This is a genomic window from Mesorhizobium onobrychidis (assembly GCF_024707545.1).
In the GTDB taxonomy this organism is placed as follows: Bacteria; Pseudomonadota; Alphaproteobacteria; order Rhizobiales; family Rhizobiaceae; genus Mesorhizobium; species Mesorhizobium onobrychidis.
The window spans coordinates 4786643-4810973 of sequence record NZ_CP062229.1 but is presented as its reverse complement, the minus strand read 5'-3'; the positions used below and the strand labels follow the sequence as shown (position 1 = coordinate 4810973).

Below are 24331 nucleotides of genomic sequence, written 5' to 3'. Positions count from 1 at the left end.
CGGTTTCTCATGGAAGGGAATTTTTATGAACAAGAACGAACTGGTGTCCGCTGTCGCCGATGCCGCGAGTATTTCGAAGGGTGACGCGCAGTCGGCGGTCGATGCGGTGTTCTCCGTCATCACCGGCGAACTGAAGAAGGGCGGCGATGTCCGGCTTGTCGGCTTCGGAAATTTCACAGTGTCAAAACGCGCTGCCTCGACCGGCCGCAATCCGCAGACCGGCGCGGAAGTGCAGATTCCGGCGCGCACCGTGCCGAAGTTTTCGGCCGGCAAGGGCCTCAAGGACGCAGTCAACTAAGCGGCCTTCTTACCCTTTTCAGAGATCAGAAAAGCCGGGCATGCCCGGCTTTTCTTTTGCACCCACTTTGGTGGGCTCATATTGTCTAGAATAGTTGACAGTTGACGGCTCTATGCCGTCGGCGCATCCGCGCGCATCAGCCCTTCCTTTTTGAGATCGGCCCAGAGTGCTGATGGCAGTTTCGCGTCGAGCAGCGACCGGTTGCTTTCGACCTCGCTCGGCCGCTGGCCGCCGGGGATCACCGACACGACCGAAGGGTGCAGCAGCGGAAATTGCAGTGCCGCCTCGATCAGGCGTACGCCGTGGCGTTTGCAGATGGCCTCGATGCGCGCGACGCGGTCGAGGATGTCCTGCGGCGCCTCGGAATAATTGTAATGGGCGCCGGGCTTCGGTCCGGTTGCCAGGATGCCCGAATTATACGGCCCGCCGAGAACGATGCCTATGCCGCGCTTCTGGCATAGCGGCAGGAAGGATTGCAGTGCCTCCTGCTCCAGCAGCGTATAGCGCCCGGCAAGCAGGAAAAGGTCGAAGTCGCCACGCTCGGCAAGTGTCTCGGCAACCTGCCATTCGTTGATGCCGCCGCCGAACGCCTTGATGACGCCCTGATCACGCAAGGCCAGCAGCCCGTAATAGCCCGAGCGCATGAACTCCTCGATGCGTTGGTCCGAGGCCTCCTTGCTGCCGTGCGTGAAGATGTCGACGTCATGCACGAAAAGGATGTCGATGCGGTCGACGCCGAGGCGCTCGAGCGAGGCTTCGAAGGAGCGCATGACGCCGTCATAGCTGTAGTCGTAGACCTCGCGGCGCGACGGCGTGTCGAAGAACTTGCCGATGCCGGTGCGTTGGTCCGGCGGGCAGGCGCGCATGATGCGGCCGACCTTGCTCGACAGCACGTAGTCGTCGCGCTTTTTCGAGCGCAGGAACGGATTGAGCCGCGTTTCCGACAGGCCAAGCCCGTAGAGCGGCGCGGTGTCGTAGTAGCGGCAGCCGACCCGCCAGGCGGTCTCCAGGGTGGCGTTGGCATCCTCGTCGGAGACGGCGCGATAGAGGTTTCCGAGCGGCGCCGTGCCGAAGCCGAGTTCAGTGAAACTGATGCCGCCATTGCCGATGCGGTCGAAATGCCGTGTCTTCATGTCCTGTTGTTTCCTCACGTACGCAATTGCCACGACACTATCACCTGGGGCGCTGCAAAAGCACTCCGAGCCGTTGGACACGAACTTTCACGGTGATAGCATGAGCAAAAACAAGCTGTTCGGGAAAAAATGGCCCAAACATTCAGGCAAGTTTCGGGTTCCGGGAAATTGGTGGAACCATCGTGACCAATGCCGGCACAGATCTGTTCAGAATTGGGCTCGACGAGCTTGGCACTGTGCTGGCTCGGATCGGCGAAAGCCGTATCGACGCAGCCCGCCACACCAACATGGAGTAGGCGTCATGCGCTACGAGCTGATGCTGCCGCACCAGATCCGCGCTGCGATCGCCGAGAACTGGCCGGTCGCGCTCCCGCTCGGCGTGCTCGAATACCACGGTGAGCACATGGCCGTCGGCATGGATACGCTGGCGGTGGTCAAGATGCTGGAGCTGTTCGAAAAGGAAGCCGACATCGTCATCCTGCCAGCCTTCTACTATGGCGCGGCGAGCTACGCGGTGGCGCCGCCGGAGGGCAATGGCTCGGTTCAGGTCGGCGGCAGGGCGCTGGCACCGTTCGCGGAGGAACTGTTCTACAGCCTATTGCGCATCGGTTTTCGCAACATCCACGCCATCATCCACCACCAGACCGAGAATTTTGCCGCCGGTATGCCGACCGATCTCGCCTTCAAGACCGCCGGCCGCCAGGCGATCTTCCGTTTTCTGGAGAAGGAGCGCGGCGAGGGCTGGTGGGGCTCCGAGGCGATGGCAGGCTATTATGCCGAACACGCCGAAGGCGCCAATTTCTTCAACTGGGTGCAGGTGCATCCGCTGATGCCGACGGTGACGGACGGCCAGTATCCCTTCGATCATGCCGGCGTCGGCGAGACGTCGCTGATGCTGGCGCTGTGCCCGGAAGCGGTGGACGCCGGCCACTTCGCCGACAATACGGGATGGTACACGGCGACCGCCCCTGAGGCTTCGATGGAACTGGGGCAAAAGGGCGTCGCGATGATCCTCGATCACCTGCGGGCGATATTGTCGGCCTAGCGTGGCTCTGCCTTCTCCCCTTGTGGGAGAAGGTGGCCGAGCCCACGGGTCTTGCCTCCGGCAAGCCCGAGGACAGGCTCCGCTCGGTCGGATGAGGGGTGTTCCAGCTTGGCACCAACAGCGCTCCGTCCAGCACCCCTCAACCGTCTCGGCGCTACGCGCCGATCCACCTTCTCCCACAAGGGGAAAAGGGAAGAAGGAGGCGCTACTTCACCGCGCCCGCGGTCATGCCCATGATCAGATAACGCTCCAGCGCGATGCCGATGACGGCAAGCGGCGTGATCGCGGCGGTGGCCAGCGCCGCCATCGACCACCAGTTGATGCCCTGCGAGCCGGTCTGGCTCGCCACCATCACGGGAATGGTCTTGGCATCGGTCGAGGTCAGCAGTGCGGCGAAGAAATACTCGTTCCAGCACAGCACCATCGCCAGGATGAAGGCGGCAACCATGCCCGGCAGCGCGATCGGCATGACGATGCGGAAGAAGGCGCCCCAGATCGACAGGCCGTCGACGAGGGCTGCTTCCTCCAGTTCGACCGGGATCGAATTGAACTGGTCGCGCATGATCCAGATGACGATCGGCAGCACCATCAGCGTGTAGAGCAGGATCAGCCCGATGCGCGTGTCGAGCATGCCGACTTCCCGATACAGCACGAGAAAGGGCAGGGCGAGCACGACCGGCGGCAGGATCAGCTGCGACAGGAAGAAGAAGGAGATGTCCTCATTCTTGAACCAGGCGAAGTGATAGCGGTAGCGGGTGAGGCCATAGGCGGCGAGACTGCCGATGATAATGGCGAGGCTTGACGCGCCGACCGAGGTGATGACCGAGTTCATGAAGCGCTTGATGAATTCATCGCGCACCGTCGAGGTCCGGAAGATCGAGTCCGGCGACAGGCCGAGCGAGCGCCAGCCCTTCCAGTCCGGCCGAAAGTCGACGAACGGGATGAGATGGCCCTGGGTGACGTCGACCGCGGTTTTGAACGAGGTGGTTATCGTCCAGTAGATCGGGAACAGGCAGATGAAGGCCCAGAACACCAGCGCGCCATAGATGAAGACGCGATTGGCGAAAAAGCTCGCCGGCGAGCGGATTTCGGAAGCGGCATAGTCGGTGGTCTGAACGCTCATGTCGCCGCCCCTATCAGTTGACGTTGCGCACGAAGCGGTTGGCGAATTTCAACAGCCACGTCACGAACACGATGATGATGATGAGGTAGGCCATCGCCAGCATGGTGCCGTAGCCGACATTCGAGCGGTCGCGATACTCGCGGTAGATGAAGCTCGACACGGAATCGGTTGCACCGCCCGGGCCGCCCGAGGTAACGGTGATGATGATGTCGGCAAGCTTCAATTTGAAGATGATGCGCAGGATGATCGCCGTCACCGACACCGGCAGCATCAGCGGGAAGGTGACCTGCCAGAAGGTCTGCCAGGCATTGGCGCCGTCTACCCTGGCCGCCTCAAGAACCTCGCGTGACATCGCCTGAAGGCCGGCGAGCAGCATGATCATCATGAACGGGATGAACGTCCAGGCATCCAGCACCATGATCGAGATGCGGGCGGTGATCGGGTTTGAAAAGAAGGCGGGATTTTCCCAGCCGAGCTGGCGCGCCAGCGCCGCGGCAGGCCCGAACCGGTATTCCATCAGCGACTTGCCGATCATCCACGACACCGCGACCGGCGACAGCATCAACGGCATGAGGAAGACGACACGGAAGAATTTGCGCGCCTTGATCTGTGCGTTGAGCAACAGGGCGAGGCCAAAGGCGATGACATATTCGACCAGCACCGCAAGCACATAGAGCACCATGTTGAACAGCGCGTTGCGGTAGTAGGGGTCGGCCAGCATCTGCCAGAAATTGTCGAGCCCGTTGAACTTCCGGCCAGAGAAGGAACTGAGGTTCCAGTCGGTCAGCGCGATGTAGAAGCCGAACAGCGTCGGGAAGATCACCATCGCGATGGTGAATAGCAGCGCCGGCAGCAGGAACAGCGCGCGCTGGCCGTCTTCGCCGCGCGTCAGCACCTGGCCGATGCCGAGTGCTATACCCCACAGCACATAGGCATAAACGACCGGCCGCCAGGTCTCGAAGCCGATCGTGTTGACCTCTGTCTTGTAGAGGATCTGAACTGCGATCACCGCCAGCAGGCCGAGCGTCGCAGCGGCCATCAACGCCCGGCCGAGCCGCTTACGGCCCGGCGATATCAGATCGGATGGAGCGGCGTCTGCCGGCCACGCATTGGTGGGCAAAGTCTGGTCAGCCACGCGTCTCGTCCGTTCACTGAAAGCTTTCATGACCGGCTGGCCGGTCAAGCTGCGGTCCGGCGGCTTTGCGTCGCCGGACCACGGTTCCTAGAATCTCAGCCTACATGCCAAGCGAGGCCTTGTAGAGCTTGATCTGGTTTTCGCGGCCGATCTGGTCGGTCAGCTTCTCCCAGGCGGCTGCGATGGCGTCGGCGCCTTCCTGCGCCGTCATCTTGCCGGCGAATGTGTTGGCCAGGATGTCCTCGGCGGCGCTGTAATACTGGAAGATGCCGGGGATGCGTGGCTCGATTGCGGCGTTCGGATGATTGTAGCTGTCGGCCTCCGACTTCAGATACGAGGTGATGAACGCCTCGTCGTAACCGGCCGCCACCCATTCTGGAACGTCGAAATGCGAGTTGCGGTAGGGCTGGAAGCCGGACGGATATGCCGCGCACCAGAGCGACAGGTCCTTGCCGCCGAGATGGGCGGCGGCAGACCAGGCCGCCTTCTTCTTCTTTTCATCCGAATCGACACGAGCCATGACGTAGACGCCCCAGCCGAGATAGGCGCAGTTCGGCGCATGGTTCGGGCCGCTGGCCAGCTTGTCCCACTGGCCGGTCTTGGAATTGTAGACGTCATCCGAGCCCGGCAGGATCGAGAAGCCGGTGACGTCGCCGACGACAGAACTGTCGTTGGTCTTGACGTTGGAGCCGACGTCGCCCCACCAGGTGACCATCGAACCGGTGCCGGCCAGGAACTGCTGGAAGGCGGTGGTGTTCGGGTCGGCGTTGATCTGATCGGCAGGCTCGGAAGGCAGCGCGTCGATCACGTCCTGGATCGCCCGCACCCAGGCTGGATTGTTGATGCGCGGCTTCATCGTATCGGCATCGAACAGCCAGGCCTTGTCGTCGGGATGCTTGGCATAGGCGCTGGCGCGGCTGCCGAGGAAGTAGAAGCCGAAGCCGCCCCACGCCTTGGGCGCGTCGAGATAGCCGAAGACGTCCTGGCCCTGGAACTGTTTGCCCTTGAGGAACTTGGTCACCGCCTGCACCTGCTGCCAGGTCTTCGGCACGCCCCATTCACCGCCGCCGCCGCCGTCCTTCCACGCCTTGGCGAGGTCGGCATCGGCAAACACGTCGGTGCGGTAGTTGAAGTTGTGCGCGTCGCCGTCGACGGTCACGCGGTACTGCTTGCCGTCCCAGGTGCCGACCGGTGGCTGCAGATAGGCCACGACGTCCTTCATGTCGATCTGGTCCTTGACCCAGTCCGGCATTTCGGAGGTCAGGCCCTTGCCGCAGACGTCGCCTTCGAACGGCGCGCCCATCTCGATGATGTCGAAATCGACGGTGCCGGTGGCGATCGACTGCTGCAGGCGGGCGTTGTAGTCCGCCTGCGCCAGGTCGATCCAGTTGATCTTGGCGCCGGTATAGGTCTCCCACGGCTTCAGGAAGCCGCGAAACAGCACATTATGCAGGTTCTGGTTGTTGAGCCCCATGAAGGTGAGCTGGACACCGGCGAATTCGCCTTCCTTGACGCTGGCCTTGGTCGCCTCCAGGCAAAGCTCGCCGACCTGCTGGAAGTCGGCATCGGTCGGCTGGCCCTTGCCGACACCGGGGATCTGCAGGATCTGCGCACGCAGCTCGCTTGCGGCGGAAGCAGGGCGCGTCAGTGCGCCAAGCCCGGCGCCGGATGCCGCGGCGATCGCGGCCATGCTGGCCGCGCCCTTGAGGACATCGCGGCGAGTGGCTCCCGCGCGCATAAATTGGTTGTAAAGGCTGACTTTCATTTCGTTCCTCCCAGAATCTCAATGGTGATTGTTTCGGGTGTTTGGAGCGCTGGACGTGTTCCCCAACAACAGCGACTCCTGGAAATAGCGGCCCAAGTTTTCCTCCCGCGACACTTCGATTTCCGTAGTCCGAACTGTGCCGGCGCGCCCGGAACAGGGTCAAAACCCGAGCCCTTTCACTATTCTCACAACCAAGTGCCGTGTCAAACGAGAATGGGGTTTTTTATCTATAAAAGACTGACTTGCCCTCGCCGTTTGCGTTGTTTAGCTTCACCGCAACGAAAGGGGGGCCGATGGCTCAAGTCGCGATCAGCAATGTGGCCAAGGCGTTCGGAACCGTCAAGGTCCTGCACGATGTCAGCGTCGACATCGCCGACGGGCAGTTCGTGGTGCTGGTCGGTCCTTCGGGGTGCGGCAAGTCCACGCTGCTCAGGATGGTGGCGGGGCTGGAGACCGTTTCCGGTGGCACGATCGCCATCGGCGACCGTGTCGTCAACCATCTGCCGCCGGCCAAGCGCGACATCGCCATGGTGTTCCAGAATTACGCGCTCTATCCGCACAAGACGGTCGAGCAGAACATGGCCTTTGCGCTGAAGCTGCGGAAGACCGACCCGGCTGTGGTCGCCGAGCGGGTCAAGCGTGCCGCCGATATCCTCGACCTCAATCCCTACCTCAAGCGCTATCCGCGCCAGCTCTCGGGCGGCCAGCGCCAGCGCGTCGCCATGGGCCGCGCCATCGTGCGTAACCCGCAGGTATTTCTGTTCGACGAGCCGCTGTCTAACCTCGACGCAAAGCTGCGCGTGCAGATGCGCACCGAGATCAAGGAGCTGCACCAGCGGCTGAAGACCACCACCATCTATGTCACGCACGACCAGATCGAGGCCATGACCATGGCCGATAAGATCGTGGTGATGCGTGACGGCCGCATCGAGCAGGTCGGCGCGCCGCTGGAACTGTTCGACCGGCCGGCCAATCTGTTCGTCGCCGGCTTCATCGGCTCGCCCTCGATGAACCTGCTCAAGGGCGTCGTGCGCAAGGGCGACAAGCCCGTCGTCGAGATCGCCGGGACGCCGTTCCCGATCGCCGCAAACAGCAAGGTGGAAGACGGGCGCAATGTCGTCTACGGCGTGCGGCCAGAGCACCTCGAAATCCACCCCGACGGCGTGCCGGCTAAGATTTCGGTGGTCGAGCCGACCGGTTCTGAAACGCTGGTCTTCCTGCGTTTCGGTGACGGCGAGATGGTGGCGCTGTTTCGCGAGCGCCACGACTTCAAGCCGGGCGACACGCTGCACCTGAAACCCCGGCTCGACCAGGTCCATCTCTTCGACTCAGAGACCGGCCGTCGTCTTTAACACTTTGAATTTGCGCCTGAAAACCGACAACACTTTTCGGGATCATGCGCCAGGTTTCGCATCAAAAAAAGCCCGTTCGGGAGGGAATTATGCTCAAAGGGATCAATCCGCTGCTCAATGCCGACGTGCTCCAGGCGCTGAGGGCGATGGGCCATGGCGACGATTTGATTATCGCCGACACCAACTTCCCCTCCGATTCGGTGGCGCGCCAGACCGTCCTCGGCCGGCTGCTGCGTATCGATGCGCCGGCCGCGGACGTGGTCAAGGCGGTGCTGTCGCTCTATCCGCTGGACAATTTCGTAGACGACGCGGCCGCCCGCATGGAGATCGTCGGCAAGCCGGACGAGATTCCCGCAGTGCAGACGGAAGTGCAAAGAGAGATCGACGCGGCGGAGGGCAAGGCATGGCCGATGATCCCGGTCGAGCGCTACGCCTTCTACGAACGTGCCAAGAAAGCCTATTGCGTCATCCAGACCGGCGAGCGTCGTTTCTATGGCTGTTTCGCCTTCCGCAAGGGCGTCGTGCCGCCGGACGGGGAGTAGCAGGATGCCAGGCAAGCCTGTCGTCATATTGGGTGTCTTCGTCGCCGACACCGCCTACCGGGCCGCCCGCCAGCCGCGCATGGGCGAGACGCTCCTTGGCACATCCTTCACCCTCGGCCCGGGCGGCAAGGGCTCCAACCAGGCGGTTGCGGCCGGCCGTCTCGGTGCCGACATCACCTTCCTGACGCGCCTCGGCGTCGATCCCTTTGCCGACATGGCCAGGCAAACCTGGGCGCAGGCCGACGTGAAGAGCGCCGTCATCGACACGCCGGAAAGCTACACGGGGGCGGCTTATATCTTCGTCGAGGAGAAGACCGGCAACAACGCCATCATCGTCAGCCCGGGTGCGGCTATGCTGATTTCGCCCGACGACATCGAGGCTAACGCCGGCCTGATCCGCTCGGCCGGCGTCTTCGTCACCCAGCTCGAACAGCCGATCGAGGCGGCGCTGCGGGCGCTGGAGATCGCGCGCGGGGCAGGGGTGACGACCATCCTCAATCCGGCGCCCGCGGCAAGCCTGCCCGAGCGCATCTACACGCTTTGCGACTATGTCACGCCCAACGAGACCGAGGCCGAGGAACTGACCGGCATCAAGGTGTCGTCCATCGACGACGCCCGCCGCGCCGCCGACAGTCTGCTCCAGAAGGGCGTCGGCGCGGTTATCGTGACGCTCGGCGAAAAAGGCGCGCTGTTGCACACGGCCAGCCGCTCCGACCATGTCGGCGCGATCAATGCCGGCCCGGTGGTCGAGACCACCGGAGCAGGCGACGCCTTCAATGGCGGCCTGGCCGCTGCACTTGCGAGAGGGGTGGAACCGCTGCAGGCGGTCCGCTTCGCCTGCGCCGTCGCCGGCATTTCGGTGACGCGGCCCGGCACGGCGCCGTCGATGCCGACGCTGCAAGAGGTCGAGGCATTGCTCGCCAAGGGGTGAGGCCGCGCAGCCTCGCCGGCGGTCTCGACTTTAGTCCGTTCCGACCACGGTGACATATTAGCCACAGTTAATGTAAATCGGAAAACCTATCTTGCGTCATTGGCATAGGTGTCCTGTAATGGGTCACTGGGTCTGGCGCCGCAATGCACGGTCGGCGATGCCGGGGGGCGATCTTGACCTGTCAATCGGGGGGGGTAATCGGGGGGCCCCGCCGCTTCGCAAATGGAGCGGCGGGCTCTTTCACGGCACCACACCATCACATGCCGCCGACGGATAGGAATGGCTGTGTTTTGCAATGCTCGCGGAGGCGATCTAGCCGCGAACGCTCGACAATTCCCGGACCTCCGCCCGTAGCGCCTGTATCTCCGCAAGGATGGTGGCCTGATCGCTGTGCAGCGTTGCCCTGTCGGCCGATTCTACGGCTTCATGCTCGGCCTCCATCGCCGAAACGATCACGCCGATGAACAGATTGAGCACGGTGAACGAGGTCGCGATGATGAATGGGATGAAGAACAGCCAGGCGGTCGGGTAGACCTCCATGACCGGGCGCACCACGCCGTCCGACCAGCCTTCGAGAGTCATGACCTGGAGAAGCGTGAAGAGCGATTGCCGCCGAACAGTTCGGGAAAGGACGAGCCGTAGAGCTTCGTCGCCATCACCGCAAAGACATAGAACACCAGCCCGAGCAACAGCATGATCGAGCCCATGCCGGGCAAGGCGGTGATGAAGCCGGTGACGACACGGCGCAGCGACGGAACGATGCTGATCAGGCGCAGGACCCGCAGGATGCGCAGCGCCCTTAACACGGAGAGCGAACCGGTCGCGGGGATAAGCGCGAAACCGACGACCAAGAGGTCGAAGATGCGCCATGGATCGCGGAAGAAATGCGTTCTGTAGACGACCACCCGGATCGCGAGTTCGAGGACGAAGACGCCGAGGATCGCGCGGTCGATGGCCGTTAGAAGCGGGCCAAAAACAGCAATCGCATCGGGCGAGGTTTCGAGGCCGAGCGTGACGGCGTTGATCAGGATCAGGACCATGATCGTGAGGTCGAAATGGCGCGATTCGATGTGCGATTTCAGGGCGTCCAAGGCTTCTTCTCCGTTAGAGCATCGGACCCAAAGTGGGAACCGGGTTCGGGAAAATCCAATGCTCAAACGCATATGACAGGCTTGGAACGCAACAAATACAAAAAGTTGAAACTCTCAGGAAACCGAAAGTCGAAACTTTTTGTATTAAGGAACCTGGGCCATCCGCGACCTCCAGCGTGACAGGCCCCGGCCGGAAATGGCCTCTGGCCCGCTGTCAAAGCCAATCACTACTCTATGTCGCTGCAGGGACTGCATTTTTCTACGGCAGCGCGAAGGATGAAGCGGCACGCAGCGATCATCTACCAAGTCGCCAGGAACCATGCGGGGGAGCAGCGGGTTTGGCTGGATGCCGACACGTTCGGTTCACCATTCTCCAAGGAGAATACGATGACATTAGCAAGCAAGACCACAGCAGTTGCCGCGGCGTTGGCTATGCTGGCTTCGCCGGCACTATCCCAGACGAGTTCACCTGCGCCCGCCGCACCTGCACCGGATCGTGGCTCAGAGCCAGCGCCAGGAGTGAGCGGGCCAACCGAAGACTCCATGCGCAATACGATGCGTGAGATGATGACTGAGATGCTGGAGGAGAGAATGCAGGAGCATCGCCGCCCCCGAGCAGAACGACGAGGTGGCGATCGTTGGCATCGCGATTTCCGAAGAGGTCCACATGACGGGCGCCGGATGGGAGGCGGGGTGATGCATGGCGCACGGATGCGAATGATGTTCGCCATAGTCGACGCCGACGGCGATGGCGCGCTTTCTCAAACCGAGGTTCAGGATTTCATCGAGCGGATATTCAACGCCGTCGACGAGAACGGCGATGACAGCGTCGACAGGGAGGAAATCCGATCCTTCTTCCACGGAGGTGCCGACGAAACGGGTGAATAAACCCGCAGATGGAACCGCTGCGGGCGGTGCGCTTCGCCTGCGCCGTTGCCGCCATTTCGGTGACGCGGCCCGGCACGGCGCCGTCGATTCTGTCACTGCAGGAGGTCGAGGCGCCGAATGAGGCGATCTAGCCGCGAACGCCGGACAATTCGCGGACTTCTGCCCGCAGCGCCTGTAACTCCGCCAGGATGATGGCCTGATCGCTATGCAGCGTCGCCCGATCGGCCGATTCCGCGGCTTCATGCTCGGCCTCCATCGCCGAAACGATTACGCCGATGAACAGATTGAGCACGGTGAACGAGGTCGCGATGATGAACGGGATGAAGAACAGCCAGGCGGTCGGGTAGACCTCCATGACCGGGCGCACCACGCCGTCCGACCAGCCTTCGAGAGTCATGACCTGGAGAAGCGTGAAGAGCGATTGCCGCCGAACAGTTCGGGAAAGGACGAGCCGTAGAGCTTCGTCGCCATCACCGCAAAGACGTAGAACACCAACCCGAGCAACAGCATGATCGAGCCCATGCCGGGCAAGGCGGTGATGAAGCCGGTGACGACACGGCGCAGCGACGGAACGATGCTGATCAGGCGCAGGACCCGCAGGATGCGCAGCGCCCGCAGCACGGAGAGCGAACCGGTCGCGGGGATGAGCGCGAAACCGACTACGAAGAGGTCGAAGATGCGCCATGGATCGCGGAAGAAACGCGTCCTGTAGACGACCGCCCGGATCGCGAGTTCGAGCACGAAGACGCCGAGGATCGCGCGGTCGATGGCCGTTAGAAGCGGGCCAAAAGCAGCAATCGCGTCGGGCGAGGTTTCGAGGCCGTGACAGCGTTGATCAGGATCAGGACCATGATCGCGAGGTCGAAGCGGCGCGATTCGATGAGCGACTTCAGGGCATCCAAGGCTTCTTCTCCGTTAGAGCATCGGACCCAAAAGTGGGACCGGGCTTGGGAAAATCCAATGCTCAAACGCATATGGCCGGGTTGTGACGCACCGAATACAAAAAGTTGAAACTCTCAGGAAACTGAAAGTTGAAACTTTTTGTACGAAAGGACTTGAGCCATTCAAAAGGAATGGCGCGAGTGACGGGGCTCGAACCCGCGACCTCCGGCGTGACAGGCCGGCACTCTAACCAACTGAGCTACACCCGCGCAAGACGAGCACGGTCAGCCGTGTTCGTCGTTGGGGCGGTGGATAAGGCGTAAGCCACCGGGTGTCAAGCGGAGCGCGACAGCATAACAGCAAACAGGAGAAGGTTTTTTGACAAGGCGAATTTTGTTGCCGAAAACGACCAGCGGCGAGGGCATCGTGCGCTCATTTGGCCTTGCGAACCCCGTCCTAACTGCTTAAAGGTCCGGCCCGGAGCGGGCGATTAGCTCAGTTGGTAGAGCGCTTCGTTTACACCGAAGATGTCGGCGGTTCGAGCCCGTCATCGCCCACCATAAAAATCAATAACTTCCGCCCAGAAGACGAAGTTACCTCCGGGTTCATTGAACTCGGAGGCAATTCAAAACGGCACCCCCTCTCCATCAAATGCCGGGACTAAACACCTAGCACCCTCTGTTATCTATGAGGCCGTCCGGCATTGTTGTGTTGCAAAGTTTCGCGTCCAAGCAGCGCCGCGTCTAAGTTTAGCACCAAATGCAAGTTTGCTCCCTCCAGGTTTGCGCCCGACAGCTGCACTTGCGCAAGGCGCGCGCCCCTTAGGCTTGCGACAGTCAAGACCGCTCCTGACAGGCTCGCGTTTGACAGGTTTGCGCCAGAAAGGCTCGCCTTCGACAGGTTCGCATTCGACAGATTCGCGCCAGGTAGTTCCGCGCCGGAGAGATTCGCACCGAGAAGGTCCGCACCATTCATGTTTGCTTCTTTAAGGTCGGCGCCCGTCAGGTTCGTCAGAATCGCGCCCGGCAGATAGCTCCCCGTCATGCTGGCGCCCGATAGGTCGCAGTCTGCGCATATTGGCTTGGACCTGAGACGCTCAACCGCATCCAAATCGAACGCAGTCGAGTAAGAAGTGCCCAGGCCAACGGCCAGCACAGTGGAACTATCAGTTGTTTTATTCGCCATCCCAACATGTTTGCGGCTCTATTTGGCAAAATGCGACCCACCGGCTCAACTGCGCCAAAGCCCAGTCTTCATCCACCATGTCGCCAAACGACCCGATGAGGCCGAGCAGTCGCTCTTAGCGCCGAGCCGTTGCGCGGCCGTGTACATTTCCTCGGCAATCGCTCCCTTCATTTCCGGCTTCGCTGGCCATATCTCGTGTTTCGCGGTGCGACGGTGGATCAACGGCGGCACGATCAAATTTGTTCCGGCAGACGGCGGTGGGGCGGCTGGCACTACCGTTTGACCCGAAGTAGCGCCAGTCCTCGGGAGTGGCCACAGGCCACGCCGCCGAATGGTATCACGGGGACCGGCTACCCAACACGATCTCAGGGTTGTTGCGGGCTCTAGACGCGGAACAGATCAGGGCCGGACTGCGTTAGGCCGCACTGGCAACCCAGAATGACTCCTCCGGGTTCCAGTTGAGCTGGCAGAAATGCCCCTCGGTTCCCTCCTGGACATCTCCGCCGGTTCATTCGACTATCAGCGCTTAAGGTTGCACGTGAGCGGATCGACAGGCGCTCGCTGACTTCGGGGCAAACCTAATCGCTTTTAGTTTCCGCACGTTTTGTCGGGTTAGAGCGGGGCGGTTCGGGATTGCAAATCCATCGAGCGAACAAGCGATCTGTGACGGACCCACTGGCCGTCCATGTGCGGCAACGCGACGGCGCCGCCCTAACTCGAACAAAGTTGCATTTAGCTTTGAAATATACTTCCATGTTATAGGTAAGAATAGAACTAAAAGGGTACCTTTGTTGTTTAAATATTGTTAACCACGTGCTGGGCGAAATTATCCGGTTAACGCTTGAGGCAACTATTGAGGTTATGTTTCGGACCTCGCTGATAGATGAGTCGTAGGAAATGTGCGGATTCGGGGGCTATTTCGGTTCGATCCGGGATGCGGAAGCTTTGCTTGCGCGCATGATAGCTGCGATCGCCCATCGCGGGCCGGATGAGCAAGGGAAATTTGTAACACCGGACGCTGGGCTCGGGCATGCGCGGCTGTCGGTGATCGGGATCGGTGATGGCCAGCAGCCGATGTCCGACGTGTCAGGCAATTTGACGATTGCGTTCAACGGCGAGATTTTCAACTACCTGGAACTGCGCGAAGGGCTGATAGCCAAGGGCCGGCGCTTCCGTACGTCGAGCGACACAGAGGTCATCCTGCACCTGTATGACGAGATGGGCGAAGACTGCCTGTCGCTTCTGAACGGTGATTTCGCCTTCGCGATATGGGATAACAGGCATCGGCGTATGGTGCTTGCCCGAGACCGGATGGGTGTCCGGCCGCTGTTCTACACGAGCAAGGACGGCGTGCTTTACTTTGCGTCGGAGATCAAAGCCCTCCTGAAGGTCCCCGGCGTCTCGGCCGAAATCGATCCGATTGCACTCGACCAGATCTTTACGCTGTGGGCGCCGATCGCTCCCCGCACGGCTTTCCGCAATATCCACGAGCTGGAGCCGGCAAGCGTGTTGATCGCGACACAGGAGCAAGTCACGGTCAAACGCTATTGGCACCTCGACTATCCGCATCGGGATGCGCCGTCGAAGGTCACGAACGAGGACGATGCGGCCGACGAACTGCAGGCCCTTTTGACCGATGCGGTGAGGCTTCGCATGCGCGCCGACGTGCCAGTCGGTTCTTATCTTTCGGGCGGGCTCGATTCATCTCTTGTTTCGGCGCTTGCCGCCGGCATGACTCCTCGGAGACTGCAGACGTTTTCCGTGACGTTCGACAGCGCCGAGCACGACGAGAGCGCTTTCCAGACCGAAATGGCTTCAGCACTTGGCGCCCGGCATCGAACCGTTGCCTGCCGTGCCGGCGATATCGCCGGCGTCTTCCCCGAAGTCATCCGCTTTGCCGAGCGGCCGATCATCCGCACGGCACCGGCACCTCTCTACCAGTTGTCCGGCCTTGTTCGGCAGGCTGGCCTCAAAGTGGTGCTGACCGGCGAGGGCGCCGACGAGGTCTTCGCCGGCTACGATGTCTTTAGGGAAGCGCGTGTTCGGCGGTTCTGCGGACGTCAGCCGGCATCGCGCATGAGGCCGCAGCTGTTCCGCAGGCTTTATCCCTATCTGCCTGGTCTGCAACAGCAATCCGTGGAGTACCTGTCTGCATTCTTTGGCACCGGCAACGCTGCCCTCGACGATCCGCTGTTCTCGCATCGGCCGCGCTTCAAGACGACGGCGGCGGCAAAGATTTTCTTTTCCGGCGACCTGCGTGCGACGTTGAAGGGCTATGATGCCGCCGAGGACCTGGTCAGCCGGTTGCCCCAAGCATTTTCCCTGTGGCACCCGCTGCATCAGGCGCAATATCTCGAAACCCGCTTCCTCCTGCCGGGTTATATCCTGTCCAGCCAAGGCGATCGCATGGCCATGGCGCACGGTATCGAAGGACGGTTCCCTTTCCTCGACCATCGCTTGGTGGAGTTCGCAGGGAGACTTCCGCCGGAAATGAAGCTGAAGGGATTGGTCGAAAAGCACATACTGCGCAAGGCAGCCAAGCACCTGCTTCCCACCGCGATCCGGGAGCGTACCAAACAGCCTTACCGGGCTCCAGAAGCCCGCTCCTTCGTTGGAGCCGGGGAACTGGACTATGTCCGCGACTTGCTGAGTGAAGCGAGCATCGCTGCCGGCGGACTGTTCAACGCCAAGGCGGTGGCGAACCTTCATGAGAAATGCCGCACGCAGCCAGCGTCCGGGTTCCGCGACAACGCGGCCTTCGTCGGCATCCTATCGACCCAACTGTGGCAGAAAAATTTCACCAGCCAAGAAGTCAGCGCAGCACGAGCGGCCTGAGAAATCCAGGGAAGGAAAAAATGATGATAACAATCAAGGACAAGGTCAGAGCCTTTATCGTTGACAACTTCTTGTTTGGCGACACGTCGTACGAACTTGCAGATACAGCCTCGCTGATCGAGAACGACATCATCGACTCGACCGCCGTGGTGGAACTCGTGGCTTTCATTGAGGACAATTTCGGTATTGCGATGGTCGATTCCGACATTGTACCGGCCAACCTGGATTCGGTTGACCGTATTTCGTCCTTCATCAAGGCGAAAGCAGAAACGCTGGCAGCGTAGGCGCCATCGGCGAGGAGCGTCCGTGCGGATCGAACATTTTCTGGCCGCAAAGGCCGCTGCCCATCCCGCCAAAACGGCATTGATCACCACGCATAAAAGGCTGCGCTACGAAGAACTGGACGATCTTTCGAGCCGCCTTGCCGCAGCCCTTTTCCTGAACGGCGTCAGGCGCGATGACCGCGTCATCGTTTTCATGGACAATTGCTGGGAGGCCGCGGTTTCGATTTTCGCCGTCCTCAAGGCAGGTGCGACCTTCAGTCCGGTCAACCCATCCACCAAGGCCGACAAGCTTGCCTACATTATTGCCGATTGCGACGCTGCGGCGATCCTCACGCAAGCAAAACTGATGCCCGTGGTCGCTGAAGCCTGCGGATCGCACGGCAAAACCGGCATCTTCGTGGCTTCGACCGCTGGTGCCGATGGCCAATGCCCGGTAGGGGCTGCATCCCTGGCGGACTGCCTGACGCTCGAAGCCAGAGAGATAGACCACCGTGGCATTGACGTCGATCTTGCGATGTTGATCTACACCTCAGGCTCAACGGGCCGGCCCAAGGGCGTGATGATGACGCACCGCAATTGCGACGCGGCAGCGGACTCCATCACCACCTATCTGCGTAACACGCCCGATGACATCATTCTGAATGTCCTTCCACTCTCTTTCGACTATGGCCTCTATCAGTTGCTGATGGCCGTCAGGCTCGGCGCCACGCTCGTGCTCGAGAAGTCCTTCGCCTTTCCTCAAGCGATCTTTGAGCGTATCCGCGAGGAAGGCGCCACCGGTTTTCCGCTTGTGCCCACGATGGCAGCGATGATCCTGCAGATGCGTGACCTGACGCCGGGCTTCCTGCCCAGCGTTCGCTATATTTCCAACACGGCGGCTGCCTTGCCGCCGGCTCATATAGAACGTCTGCGATTCCTTTTTCCCGGTGTCAGGCTCTATTCGATGTATGGCCTGACGGAATGCAAGCGCTGCACCTACCTGCCGCCCGAGGAGCTCGATCGCCGGCCGGGGTCGGTCGGAATAGCCATCCCGAACACCGAAGCCTTTGTCGTCGACGACCACGGGCAACGCGTGCCGCCAGGCGTAGCGGGTGAACTGGTCATTCGCGGACCGCACGTCATGCAAGGTTATTGGCGAAACGAAGCTGCGACGGAACGAGTGCTCAGAGCGGGCCCGGTTCCTTGGGAGAAGGTTCTCTACACCGGTGACCTGTTCAGGACCGATGAGGACGGCTTTCTCTATTTCGTCGGCCGCAAGGACGACATCATAAAGACGCGGGGAGAGAAGGTGGCCCCGAAGGAAGTGGAAGCCGTGCTTCACGCCCATCCCGGCGTCGCGGAAGCCGTTGTCGTCGGCGTGCCGGATCCGGTGCTCGGGCATGCGATCGGCGCATTCGTCGTACGCTCGGACCCGAAGCTCAGCGAAAAAGATGTCATGCGCCATTGCGCACGTCACCTTGAGGACTTCATGGTCCCCAAGGTCATCGAGTTCCGCCGGGAACTGCCGAAGACGGATACGGGCAAGGTCAGCCGTCGGCTTGCGGCAGAGATGATGGAGGCCGCGCAGTGAGTGTTCGCCCGACCCAGGACGCGCAGACCTTTCTGGCGCAGGCTCTGGCGATCGACCCCGCCGTCGAAACGGACAGGATCGTGACGGCCTTGCGCAAGCAGTTGCGCGGCATCCGCAAGCGCGGCCTCGTGCTCGGTCTTTCCGGCGGGATCGATTCCAGCGTTTCGGTCGCCTTGGCCGCGCGCGCCGTCGGCCACCAGAATGTACTTTGCCTCTTCATGCCGGAAAACGATTCCGATCCGGAAAGTCTACGGCTCGGCCGCCTTGTCGCCGATACTTTCGGTGTCGAGGCTATCGCAGAGGATATCGGGCCGGCCCTGCGTGCGATGGGCTGCTACGATCGTCGCGACGCTTTCATCCGCGAATTGGTCCCGGAATACGGCGAAGGCTGGGCCTCGAAGATCGTGATTGCGAACGCCCTCGAGGGCGAGGGCTACAATATTTCGTCGCTGGTGGTGCAGGACCCCAATGGCAAGCAGACCAAAATAAGAATGCCACTCCAGGTCTATCTCGGTATCGTCGCCGCAACCAACATGAAGCAGCGCACCCGCAAACAGATCGAATATTTTCATGCCGACCGCCTGAACTTCGCCGTTCTTGGAACGCCCAACCGGCTGGAATACGATCAGGGCTTCTTCGTCAAGAACGGTGACGGCGCGGCGGACGTCAAGCCGATCGCCCACCTCTATAAAACGCAGGTCTACACGCTCGCGGCCTATCTCGGCGTTCCCGAGGAAATCCGTATCCGGCCGCCGACCACCGATACCTATTCGCTGGCACAGACGCAGGAGGAGTTCTACTTCTCGCTTCCCTATGACCGCATGGATCTTTGCCTTTGCGGCCTCAACAACGGCGTGGCCGCCGAAGTGGTGGGGCAGGCGGCGGGACTGACTGCCTCGCAAGTTGAACGCGTCTGGACCGACATCGCGGCCAAGCGCAAGGCGACGCGCTATCTGCACCTGCGTCCGCAACTCGTTAATGAGGTCGAGGAAGTCGATACCTGAGCTGCCTCTCCAACCTAAAGCGCGTCGCGTTTGACCGGCCTCATGCGGTGCGCTTTAGGTTGTTGTTTTTATGCATGTCGTTATCGCAAAACCGCTGCACACTTTTGCGCGACATGCATTAGCCACGGCGAGCGCTTCAGGGTGACCGATGTTCCGCCCCCACATTGCCCTGTCCCGTCTTGATCTGTGATCGGCTTTCCGTGGACGAGCAAAGGGAGTTTCTCGATGGAGACTACGTTGGAGGTTCTCGGGTTCGCCTTGTGGTCTGGCGAGAGGCTGGCGAACCGGAATGCGCTCGGCCAGTCGGACGGAAATCGGCGGTGCTGGACTCGTTGCCGTGGACAAGGCTTAATGCTGCGCGGGGATGGCGAGATTGCCGGGGGCGATTATGAGATCACCGCAGCAAATGACCGATGGCGGCGATGTTCTCGATGCTGTCGTCATCGGGGCCGGCTGGGCCGGCCTGGGTGTCAGCTATTGGCTGGCGCGACGGGGCCTGCGCCACAGCGTATTGGAGCGGGGCCGCATAGGAGAGACCTGGCGCACACAGCGATGGGATTTATTTCGGATGAATACTCCCAACGTGCAGACCGTCATGCCGGGCGATTGCTATGACGGTCCGGATCCGGATGGTGCCCTGACGCGCGATCAGTTCGTCACTCTCCTTGAGGATTTCGCCGGGCGCAACGCGCTACCGATCGAACCGGATACTGCGGTAAGCGAACTCACGCACGAGAATGGCGCCTATCGGCTGACCACCTCACAGGGCACGCTTTGGGCGCGCAATGTGATCGTCGCAAGCGGCAGCCTGAATTGTCCGGTGCGCCCGGTCTGGGCCGCCGCGTTGTCGCCAGCTCTCCGCCAGATCGACGCTTCCGGCTACCGCAGCGCTGCCGATCTGCCCGATGGAGCGGTGCTGGTGGTCGGAAGCGGCCAATCTGGTGCTCAGATCGCGGAGGAATTGGCAGACACGGGTCGAACGGTCTTCCTTGCGACCAGTCGTGTCGGACGGCTTCCACGGCGCTACCGGGGTCGCGACATCATGGTCTGGCTGCTCGAAAGCGGGTTTCTCGACGTCTGCCGGGAGGATGTCATTCGACTTGCGGGACGCATCCCGCCGCGTGGCGTGCTCGGGTCGGTGCACACGATAAGCCTTCAAGCGCTCAGCGCCCGAGGTGTCGTGCTGCTTGGGCGTCTCACCGGCATCGAGGATGGCGGCAACCTCTCGTTTGCCGACGATCTCGAAGCGAATGTCCGCTTTGCGGATGAAGCCTCCGAAAATGTCAAACGCCATGTCGACGACTATATCAGCCGCATGGGGATCGATGCACCCGTTGCGGAGCCCGACCCGGCGGAGACGGTCGCGATGCGTCAGCCGAACCCGACGATCGGTTCGCTCGATCTCTCCCGCTCCGGCGTAACGAGCGTGGTGTGGTGCACGGGCTTTAAGGGCGATTTCAGTTGGATGAGGCTTCCCGGTGCGCTCGACAACGCGGGACAGCCTGTTCACGTGGATGGCGTGGCCGCCCTGCCGGGCCTTTACTTCGCAGGGCTGGACTTCGCCTCCACACGCAAGTCAGGCATCATCTTGGTGATCGCCGAGGAAGCACCTCGCCTTGTCGAACATATCGCAGGGCATTCGTGACCGCCTTTGGCATAGTCAAGAAGCTCCTGACAGTCAGGGCCGGGATCAGTGTCAGAGGCCGGCAGATCGTCAGCCACCGCCTTGCGCCGCCACCAGGTCACGTCTCGCCCCTTAGCGACGTTCCCACTGAGCGAAGGCAAAGGCCTCCAACGATCAGCCAATAACTTCGCTCCCGCACGACTGAATGCTTCAGGTGAAGCGGCCGCCGATCAGGCGGCTCCACTGCTCGCCCGCAAGCCCGTTCAGGAAAGCTTGCGAGTTCTTCATGGCATCCAAAAGCTCGGGATCGCGTGAATGCACCACGGTCGAGGCAACGGTTAGGAAAGCTATGCGTCGCCCAAGCATTGCTTCCAGAAGTGCGGGTTGAATGCGTCCGCGCAGGCCGCTGACGCCGCGTACGGCGGCATGATCGATCAGGCAGTCGATGACGGAACCCGCCTGGCCGGGGAGGGCGAGGATCTGCAGCACGCGACCGATTTCACCCGCCCGTACGTGATAGGCGAATGCGCCGACATTGCTGCCGACTGGCGATGCCACGGAAACGTAGACAAGCTCGCCCAGATCCAGCTTTTGTGCCGCATCGGTCAGGATATGAGCAAGTTGGCTTTCCGCCCACGCCGGGCGCAGGGCGAACTGGGCGGTCAACGGTTCGACGAGCGTGGCAAATGTGCCGCTGTCGATTTCCGACGTCCGAAAAGCGCCATGGCCTGCCCCGTCCGCCGCCACACCGGACCAGCGTCGTTCGCTTGACTTCATTCGCCTGCAATAAAATCGGTCGAGGGCATGCGCAAACGGATTAAGCATTCTGGCAAGCTTCATGCGACTGGCGGAAAGGCCGAGCACAAAGCTCGACGGCCGCATCACGCGTACCCAGTCAAGGCTGTATTGCGGCAGGACAACGCCGCGCAGCCGGGTCCACAATTTCGTGGAAATATCATTGGCCGTCTCGCTGAAGGAGATGTCCTGCGGACCGTCCAGGTAAGCTTTCAACAAGCGGGCTCCGGCCATCGGGTCGCGCTCATGATCCTCGACCATGAGCGAGCTGCAGATGGCGGCGCGTAATTGTCGGCCGTTGAATTGCATCGGCAACACGTGAACGCCGACAAACCCGGAGATGCGGCCGGCGTCGTTGACATGGACAAGCGAGCGGAGTTCGCCTCCGCAACCGGGCGCCTCCAGATAAAACCGTCTCATATAGTCGATGAGCGCGGCCGGTGCTTCGGTCCGCTCTTTGCGCAGCACGCGTTGAAACATGCCCGCGACTGCCGGAAGATCGGCACCTTCCAGGGCGCGAATGACGCTCAAGCCCCGCTCCCGGCACCGGAGTCCCCGCGTTTCCAGACCATGGCAAGGCCAGGCTTCCCATCGGCCATCGCGGCGACCGTCAGGTGTTCATAGCGGTACAATCTCGACCAGTTGCAATCGCCCCGACGGCCGAAACGAGAGCTGCAATGCTGCGACAAGGTAGGCCCTTTGCTTGATCATGAAAACGAGCGTCGTTGCTGTTACCAACTTCGGGTAAACCGATGTTGAAGTATTGGTAGCGAATCGAGTTTTATCGGGGGCGCCGCCGCACGTCCGGCGAAGCCTCAGTCTGCAACTTCCGGCGCGAAGCCAAGTCGCTTGGCTACCATCCTGGCCCGCGTCGCCGGTCTTGAGACGAACCATGGCAAGTGCTGCATGATCTGCCGCTGTTGCCTGGTGCAGGAAAAAAACCGGCGCCGAAATCGAGGATCATGGCGGAAGGAGCCGGAAATCCTTGCCTTCGGGCAGCAGCTGCCCGCCGTCGACGATTATAGTCGTGCCGGTGATGTAGCTGGCGTCGTCCGAGGCCAGGAACAGGAAAGCATTGGCCACGTCGCGCGGGCTGCCGAGGCGGCCGAGCGGTATGGAGTCCTCCATGTTCTTTATATAGGCGGCGCCGCGATGCAGCTGGATTGCTTCGGTGAGGATATTGCCGGGTTCGACGCCGTTGACGGTGATGCCATAGGCCGAGAATTCGAGAGCGGCCGACCGGATCAGGCCGTTGATGCCGGCCTTGGTCGCCGAATAGTGGCCGTGACCAGGGCTGGTGACGTGCGGGCCGGTGATGGAGGAGGTGAACAGCATGCGGCCAAAGTGCTGCGCCTTCATCGGAACCAGTGCGGCACGGGCGGCATTGAAGCTGCCGCGCAAATTGACCGCCATGACACGGTCCCAGTCCTCCGGACTGGTGTTTTCCAGCAACTGCCACGGATAGATGCCGGCATTCTGGACCATGATGTCGAGACAGCCGTGATGGTCGAGCGCCAGCGCAACGGCGGCCTCCGCATCGGGCATCTGCGAGATGTCGGTGCGGATGAAGGCAGCGCCGACCTCGTCCGCGGCCGCTTGCCCGGCCTCGACCTCGGTATCGGCCAGGACCAGTTTCGCGCCCTCTTCGGCAAAGCGCTGTGCGATGCCCTTGCCGATGCCGCGCGCACTGCCGACGATCAGCGCGATCTTGTCTTCGAGACGGCCGGTCATGCCAGCCTCTGGCGAATGGTTTGCTTGAAAGCGTCGAGCAGCACGGCAGCAAGCACCAGCAGGCCGTGGATCACCTGGGTGAAGTTGGCCGGAAGGCCCATGAGGTTGATCGCGGTGTTGATGGCCGACAGCAAAAGCACGCCGGCATAGACGCCGGGCAGGGTGCCGACGCCGCCCTTCAGGCTGACGCCGCCGATGACGACGGCGGCGAAGGCGTTGAACAGCAGGCCGACGCCGAGATTGGCGGTGGCGCCGGAGGTGCGGATCGCCAGCAGCCAGCCGGCAAGGCCGGCGATGGCGCCGGCGAGAACGAAGGCAATGACGAGGTTGCGGTTGACGCGGATGCCGGCGCGGAAGGTTGCGGTCTCGCTGCCGCCGATCATGACGAGATGCCTGCCGAAGGGGGTCTTGGCCATGATCAGCGAGAAGACCACGAAACACGAAATGGCGATCCAGGCGGTGAGCGGCAGGCCAAGAAGGCGCTGAATGCCGAACCAGCGGATTGCCGGCGCAAGATCCTGTGCGGAACGGCCGCCCGAAATAACCAGCACGAGGCCGCGCACCCAGATGTAGGACGCCAGCGTGATGATGAAAGCACTCATCTTCACCTTGACGACCAGGTAGCCGTTGATGGCGCCGATGATGCCGCCGACAGCAAGGGCAATAAGCAGAGAAACCGGAACCATCAGCCATTCCGGATGCAATTGGACGCCAAGACCGATGCCCGCCGAGCAGAACAGGATACCGACCGCCATCGCACTGAGCGCCGCCACGGATTCGACCGACAGGTCCATGTGGCCGGTGATGATGACCAGCGCCAGGCCGATCGACATGACGCCAAGCACGCTCGACGCCTCTATGATGTTGGCGAAGATGCCGAGCTGGAAATAGTTCGGAATGGAGATGGAGAAGACCACCAGCACGAAGACCAGCATGAACCAGACGAGGTTGTCGAGGACGAACTCGAGGGCGTGGCGCGTGCGGGGATTCATGTGCTGATCCGTCTAGCGCATCGATTCTCCGAAAGGATCATGCGCGGATTGAAAATTGCTCCAGCTTCCCTTTGCGCGTCCGTTCGAACGCGCCGGTTGAGCTCCGGGCCAGCGTGGCCCGAAGCC

Annotated in this window: 19 protein-coding genes, 2 tRNA genes and 3 pseudogenes; 13 read left to right on the top strand and 11 right to left on the bottom strand. The window is 61.5% G+C overall.

All coding sequences use genetic code 11. The features are described 5' to 3' along the window. Positions 1 to 25 precede the first annotated feature (25 nt). Complete coding sequence (locus tag IHQ72_RS23970; protein ID WP_023798342.1) at positions 26 to 298, top strand: HU family DNA-binding protein; 273 nt, start codon at positions 26 to 28, stop codon at positions 296 to 298. A gap of 110 nt (positions 299 to 408) precedes the next feature. Here the strand turns inward: IHQ72_RS23970 and IHQ72_RS23965 are convergent, their stop codons facing one another. Next, a complete protein-coding gene (locus IHQ72_RS23965; protein ID WP_258117683.1) occupies positions 409 to 1431 on the bottom strand; it encodes an aldo/keto reductase in 1023 nt (340 codons plus the stop codon). 301 nt (positions 1432 to 1732) lie between these two features. Here IHQ72_RS23965 and IHQ72_RS23960 point away from each other — a divergent pair, with 301 nt between their 5' ends. Then, positions 1733 to 2476: a creatininase family protein gene (locus tag IHQ72_RS23960; protein WP_258117681.1), complete on the top strand. Its 744-nt coding sequence runs from the start codon at positions 1733 to 1735 to the stop codon at positions 2474 to 2476. A 205-nt stretch (positions 2477 to 2681) separates the two neighbouring features. Here the strand turns inward: IHQ72_RS23960 and IHQ72_RS23955 are convergent, their stop codons facing one another. From IHQ72_RS23955 to IHQ72_RS23945, 3 genes are all read right to left on the bottom strand, one after another. Further along, on the bottom strand, positions 2682 to 3599 hold the full coding sequence (locus IHQ72_RS23955; protein ID WP_258117680.1) for a carbohydrate ABC transporter permease: 918 nt from the start codon (positions 3597 to 3599) through the stop codon (positions 2682 to 2684). Positions 3600 to 3612: 13 nt separating this feature from the next. After that, positions 3613 to 4734 carry a carbohydrate ABC transporter permease gene (locus tag IHQ72_RS23950; RefSeq protein ID WP_258117679.1) on the bottom strand — a complete coding sequence of 374 codons (1122 nt, stop codon included), beginning with the start codon at positions 4732 to 4734 and terminating at the stop codon, positions 3613 to 3615. A gap of 100 nt (positions 4735 to 4834) precedes the next feature. After that, the gene (locus IHQ72_RS23945) at positions 4835 to 6499 is read right to left on the bottom strand and encodes an ABC transporter substrate-binding protein (protein ID WP_258117678.1); all 1665 of its coding nucleotides are present in this window, start codon (positions 6497 to 6499) and stop codon (positions 4835 to 4837) included. 293 nt (positions 6500 to 6792) lie between these two features. On the opposite strand from IHQ72_RS23945, the gene IHQ72_RS23940 reads away from it, so the two are divergent. From IHQ72_RS23940 to rbsK, 3 genes are all read left to right on the top strand, one after another. Continuing rightward, complete coding sequence (locus tag IHQ72_RS23940) at positions 6793 to 7851, top strand: ABC transporter ATP-binding protein (RefSeq protein ID WP_258117677.1); 1059 nt, start codon at positions 6793 to 6795, stop codon at positions 7849 to 7851. Positions 7852 to 7940: 89 nt separating this feature from the next. Then, positions 7941 to 8393, top strand: a complete 453-nt coding sequence (locus IHQ72_RS23935; RefSeq protein ID WP_095495871.1) for an RbsD/FucU family protein — start codon at positions 7941 to 7943, stop codon at positions 8391 to 8393. 4 nt (positions 8394 to 8397) lie between these two features. Continuing rightward, positions 8398 to 9324: a ribokinase gene (gene rbsK, locus IHQ72_RS23930; RefSeq protein ID WP_258117672.1), complete on the top strand. Its 927-nt coding sequence runs from the start codon at positions 8398 to 8400 to the stop codon at positions 9322 to 9324. Positions 9325 to 9636: 312 nt separating this feature from the next. On the opposite strand, the pseudogene IHQ72_RS23925 reads toward rbsK, so the two are convergent. After that, positions 9637 to 10415 (bottom strand): annotated as a pseudogene (locus IHQ72_RS23925) (ion transporter). Positions 10416 to 10691: 276 nt separating this feature from the next. On the opposite strand from IHQ72_RS23925, the gene IHQ72_RS23920 reads away from it, so the two are divergent. Beyond that, positions 10692 to 11303 carry an EF-hand domain-containing protein gene (locus IHQ72_RS23920; RefSeq protein WP_258117671.1) on the top strand — a complete coding sequence of 204 codons (612 nt, stop codon included), beginning with the start codon at positions 10692 to 10694 and terminating at the stop codon, positions 11301 to 11303. Positions 11304 to 11311: 8 nt separating this feature from the next. After that, positions 11312 to 11434 (top strand): annotated as a pseudogene (locus IHQ72_RS23915) (hypothetical protein); the annotation flags it as partial. On the opposite strand, the pseudogene IHQ72_RS23910 reads toward IHQ72_RS23915, so the two are convergent. Both IHQ72_RS23910 and IHQ72_RS23905 read right to left on the bottom strand, forming a co-directional pair. Further along, a pseudogene (locus IHQ72_RS23910) lies at positions 11431 to 12205 on the bottom strand (ion transporter). The pseudogenes IHQ72_RS23915 and IHQ72_RS23910 sit on opposite strands and share 4 nt — an antisense overlap. A gap of 172 nt (positions 12206 to 12377) precedes the next feature. Beyond that, positions 12378 to 12454: transfer RNA gene (locus IHQ72_RS23905), tRNA-Asp, on the bottom strand. A 215-nt stretch (positions 12455 to 12669) separates the two neighbouring features. On the opposite strand from IHQ72_RS23905, the gene IHQ72_RS23900 reads away from it, so the two are divergent. Then, positions 12670 to 12745: transfer RNA gene (locus IHQ72_RS23900), tRNA-Val, on the top strand. A gap of 121 nt (positions 12746 to 12866) precedes the next feature. Here IHQ72_RS23900 and IHQ72_RS23895 read toward each other — a convergent pair. Beyond that, positions 12867 to 13229, bottom strand: a complete 363-nt coding sequence (locus tag IHQ72_RS23895; RefSeq protein WP_258117670.1) for a pentapeptide repeat-containing protein — start codon at positions 13227 to 13229, stop codon at positions 12867 to 12869. A gap of 1038 nt (positions 13230 to 14267) precedes the next feature. On the opposite strand from IHQ72_RS23895, the gene asnB reads away from it, so the two are divergent. The 5 genes from asnB (at position 14268) to IHQ72_RS23870 (ending at position 20708) form a co-directional block, all read left to right on the top strand. Then, positions 14268 to 16205 carry an asparagine synthase (glutamine-hydrolyzing) gene (gene asnB / locus IHQ72_RS23890; RefSeq protein ID WP_258117668.1) on the top strand — a complete coding sequence of 646 codons (1938 nt, stop codon included), beginning with the start codon at positions 14268 to 14270 and terminating at the stop codon, positions 16203 to 16205. A gap of 20 nt (positions 16206 to 16225) precedes the next feature. After that, positions 16226 to 16489 carry an acyl carrier protein gene (locus tag IHQ72_RS23885; protein WP_258117667.1) on the top strand — a complete coding sequence of 88 codons (264 nt, stop codon included), beginning with the start codon at positions 16226 to 16228 and terminating at the stop codon, positions 16487 to 16489. 22 nt (positions 16490 to 16511) lie between these two features. Beyond that, positions 16512 to 18059 carry a class I adenylate-forming enzyme family protein gene (locus IHQ72_RS23880; protein ID WP_258117666.1) on the top strand — a complete coding sequence of 516 codons (1548 nt, stop codon included), beginning with the start codon at positions 16512 to 16514 and terminating at the stop codon, positions 18057 to 18059. Next, positions 18056 to 19063 (top strand): NAD(+) synthase, encoded by a 1008-nt coding sequence (gene nadE, locus IHQ72_RS23875; RefSeq protein ID WP_258117664.1) that lies wholly within the window; start codon positions 18056 to 18058, stop codon positions 19061 to 19063. The genes IHQ72_RS23880 and nadE overlap by 4 nt, the downstream gene beginning before the upstream one ends. Positions 19064 to 19469: 406 nt before the next feature. Beyond that, positions 19470 to 20708 (top strand): flavin-containing monooxygenase, encoded by a 1239-nt coding sequence (locus IHQ72_RS23870; RefSeq protein WP_258117662.1) that lies wholly within the window; start codon positions 19470 to 19472, stop codon positions 20706 to 20708. Between the two features lie 189 nt (positions 20709 to 20897). Here IHQ72_RS23870 and IHQ72_RS23865 read toward each other — a convergent pair whose 3' ends face one another. The 3 genes from IHQ72_RS23865 to IHQ72_RS23855 all read right to left on the bottom strand — a co-directional run bounded on the left by IHQ72_RS23865 (position 20898) and on the right by IHQ72_RS23855 (position 24205). After that, entirely contained in the window at positions 20898 to 22013 is a 1116-nt protein-coding gene (locus IHQ72_RS23865) for a hypothetical protein (protein ID WP_258117661.1), read from the bottom strand. A 429-nt stretch (positions 22014 to 22442) separates the two neighbouring features. Then, the gene (locus IHQ72_RS23860) at positions 22443 to 23213 is read right to left on the bottom strand and encodes an SDR family NAD(P)-dependent oxidoreductase (protein ID WP_258117660.1); all 771 of its coding nucleotides are present in this window, start codon (positions 23211 to 23213) and stop codon (positions 22443 to 22445) included. Further along, positions 23210 to 24205, bottom strand: a complete 996-nt coding sequence (locus tag IHQ72_RS23855; protein WP_258117659.1) for an ABC transporter permease — start codon at positions 24203 to 24205, stop codon at positions 23210 to 23212. Before IHQ72_RS23855 ends, IHQ72_RS23860 begins: the two co-directional genes overlap by 4 nt. Positions 24206 to 24331: the final 126 nt, after the last annotated feature.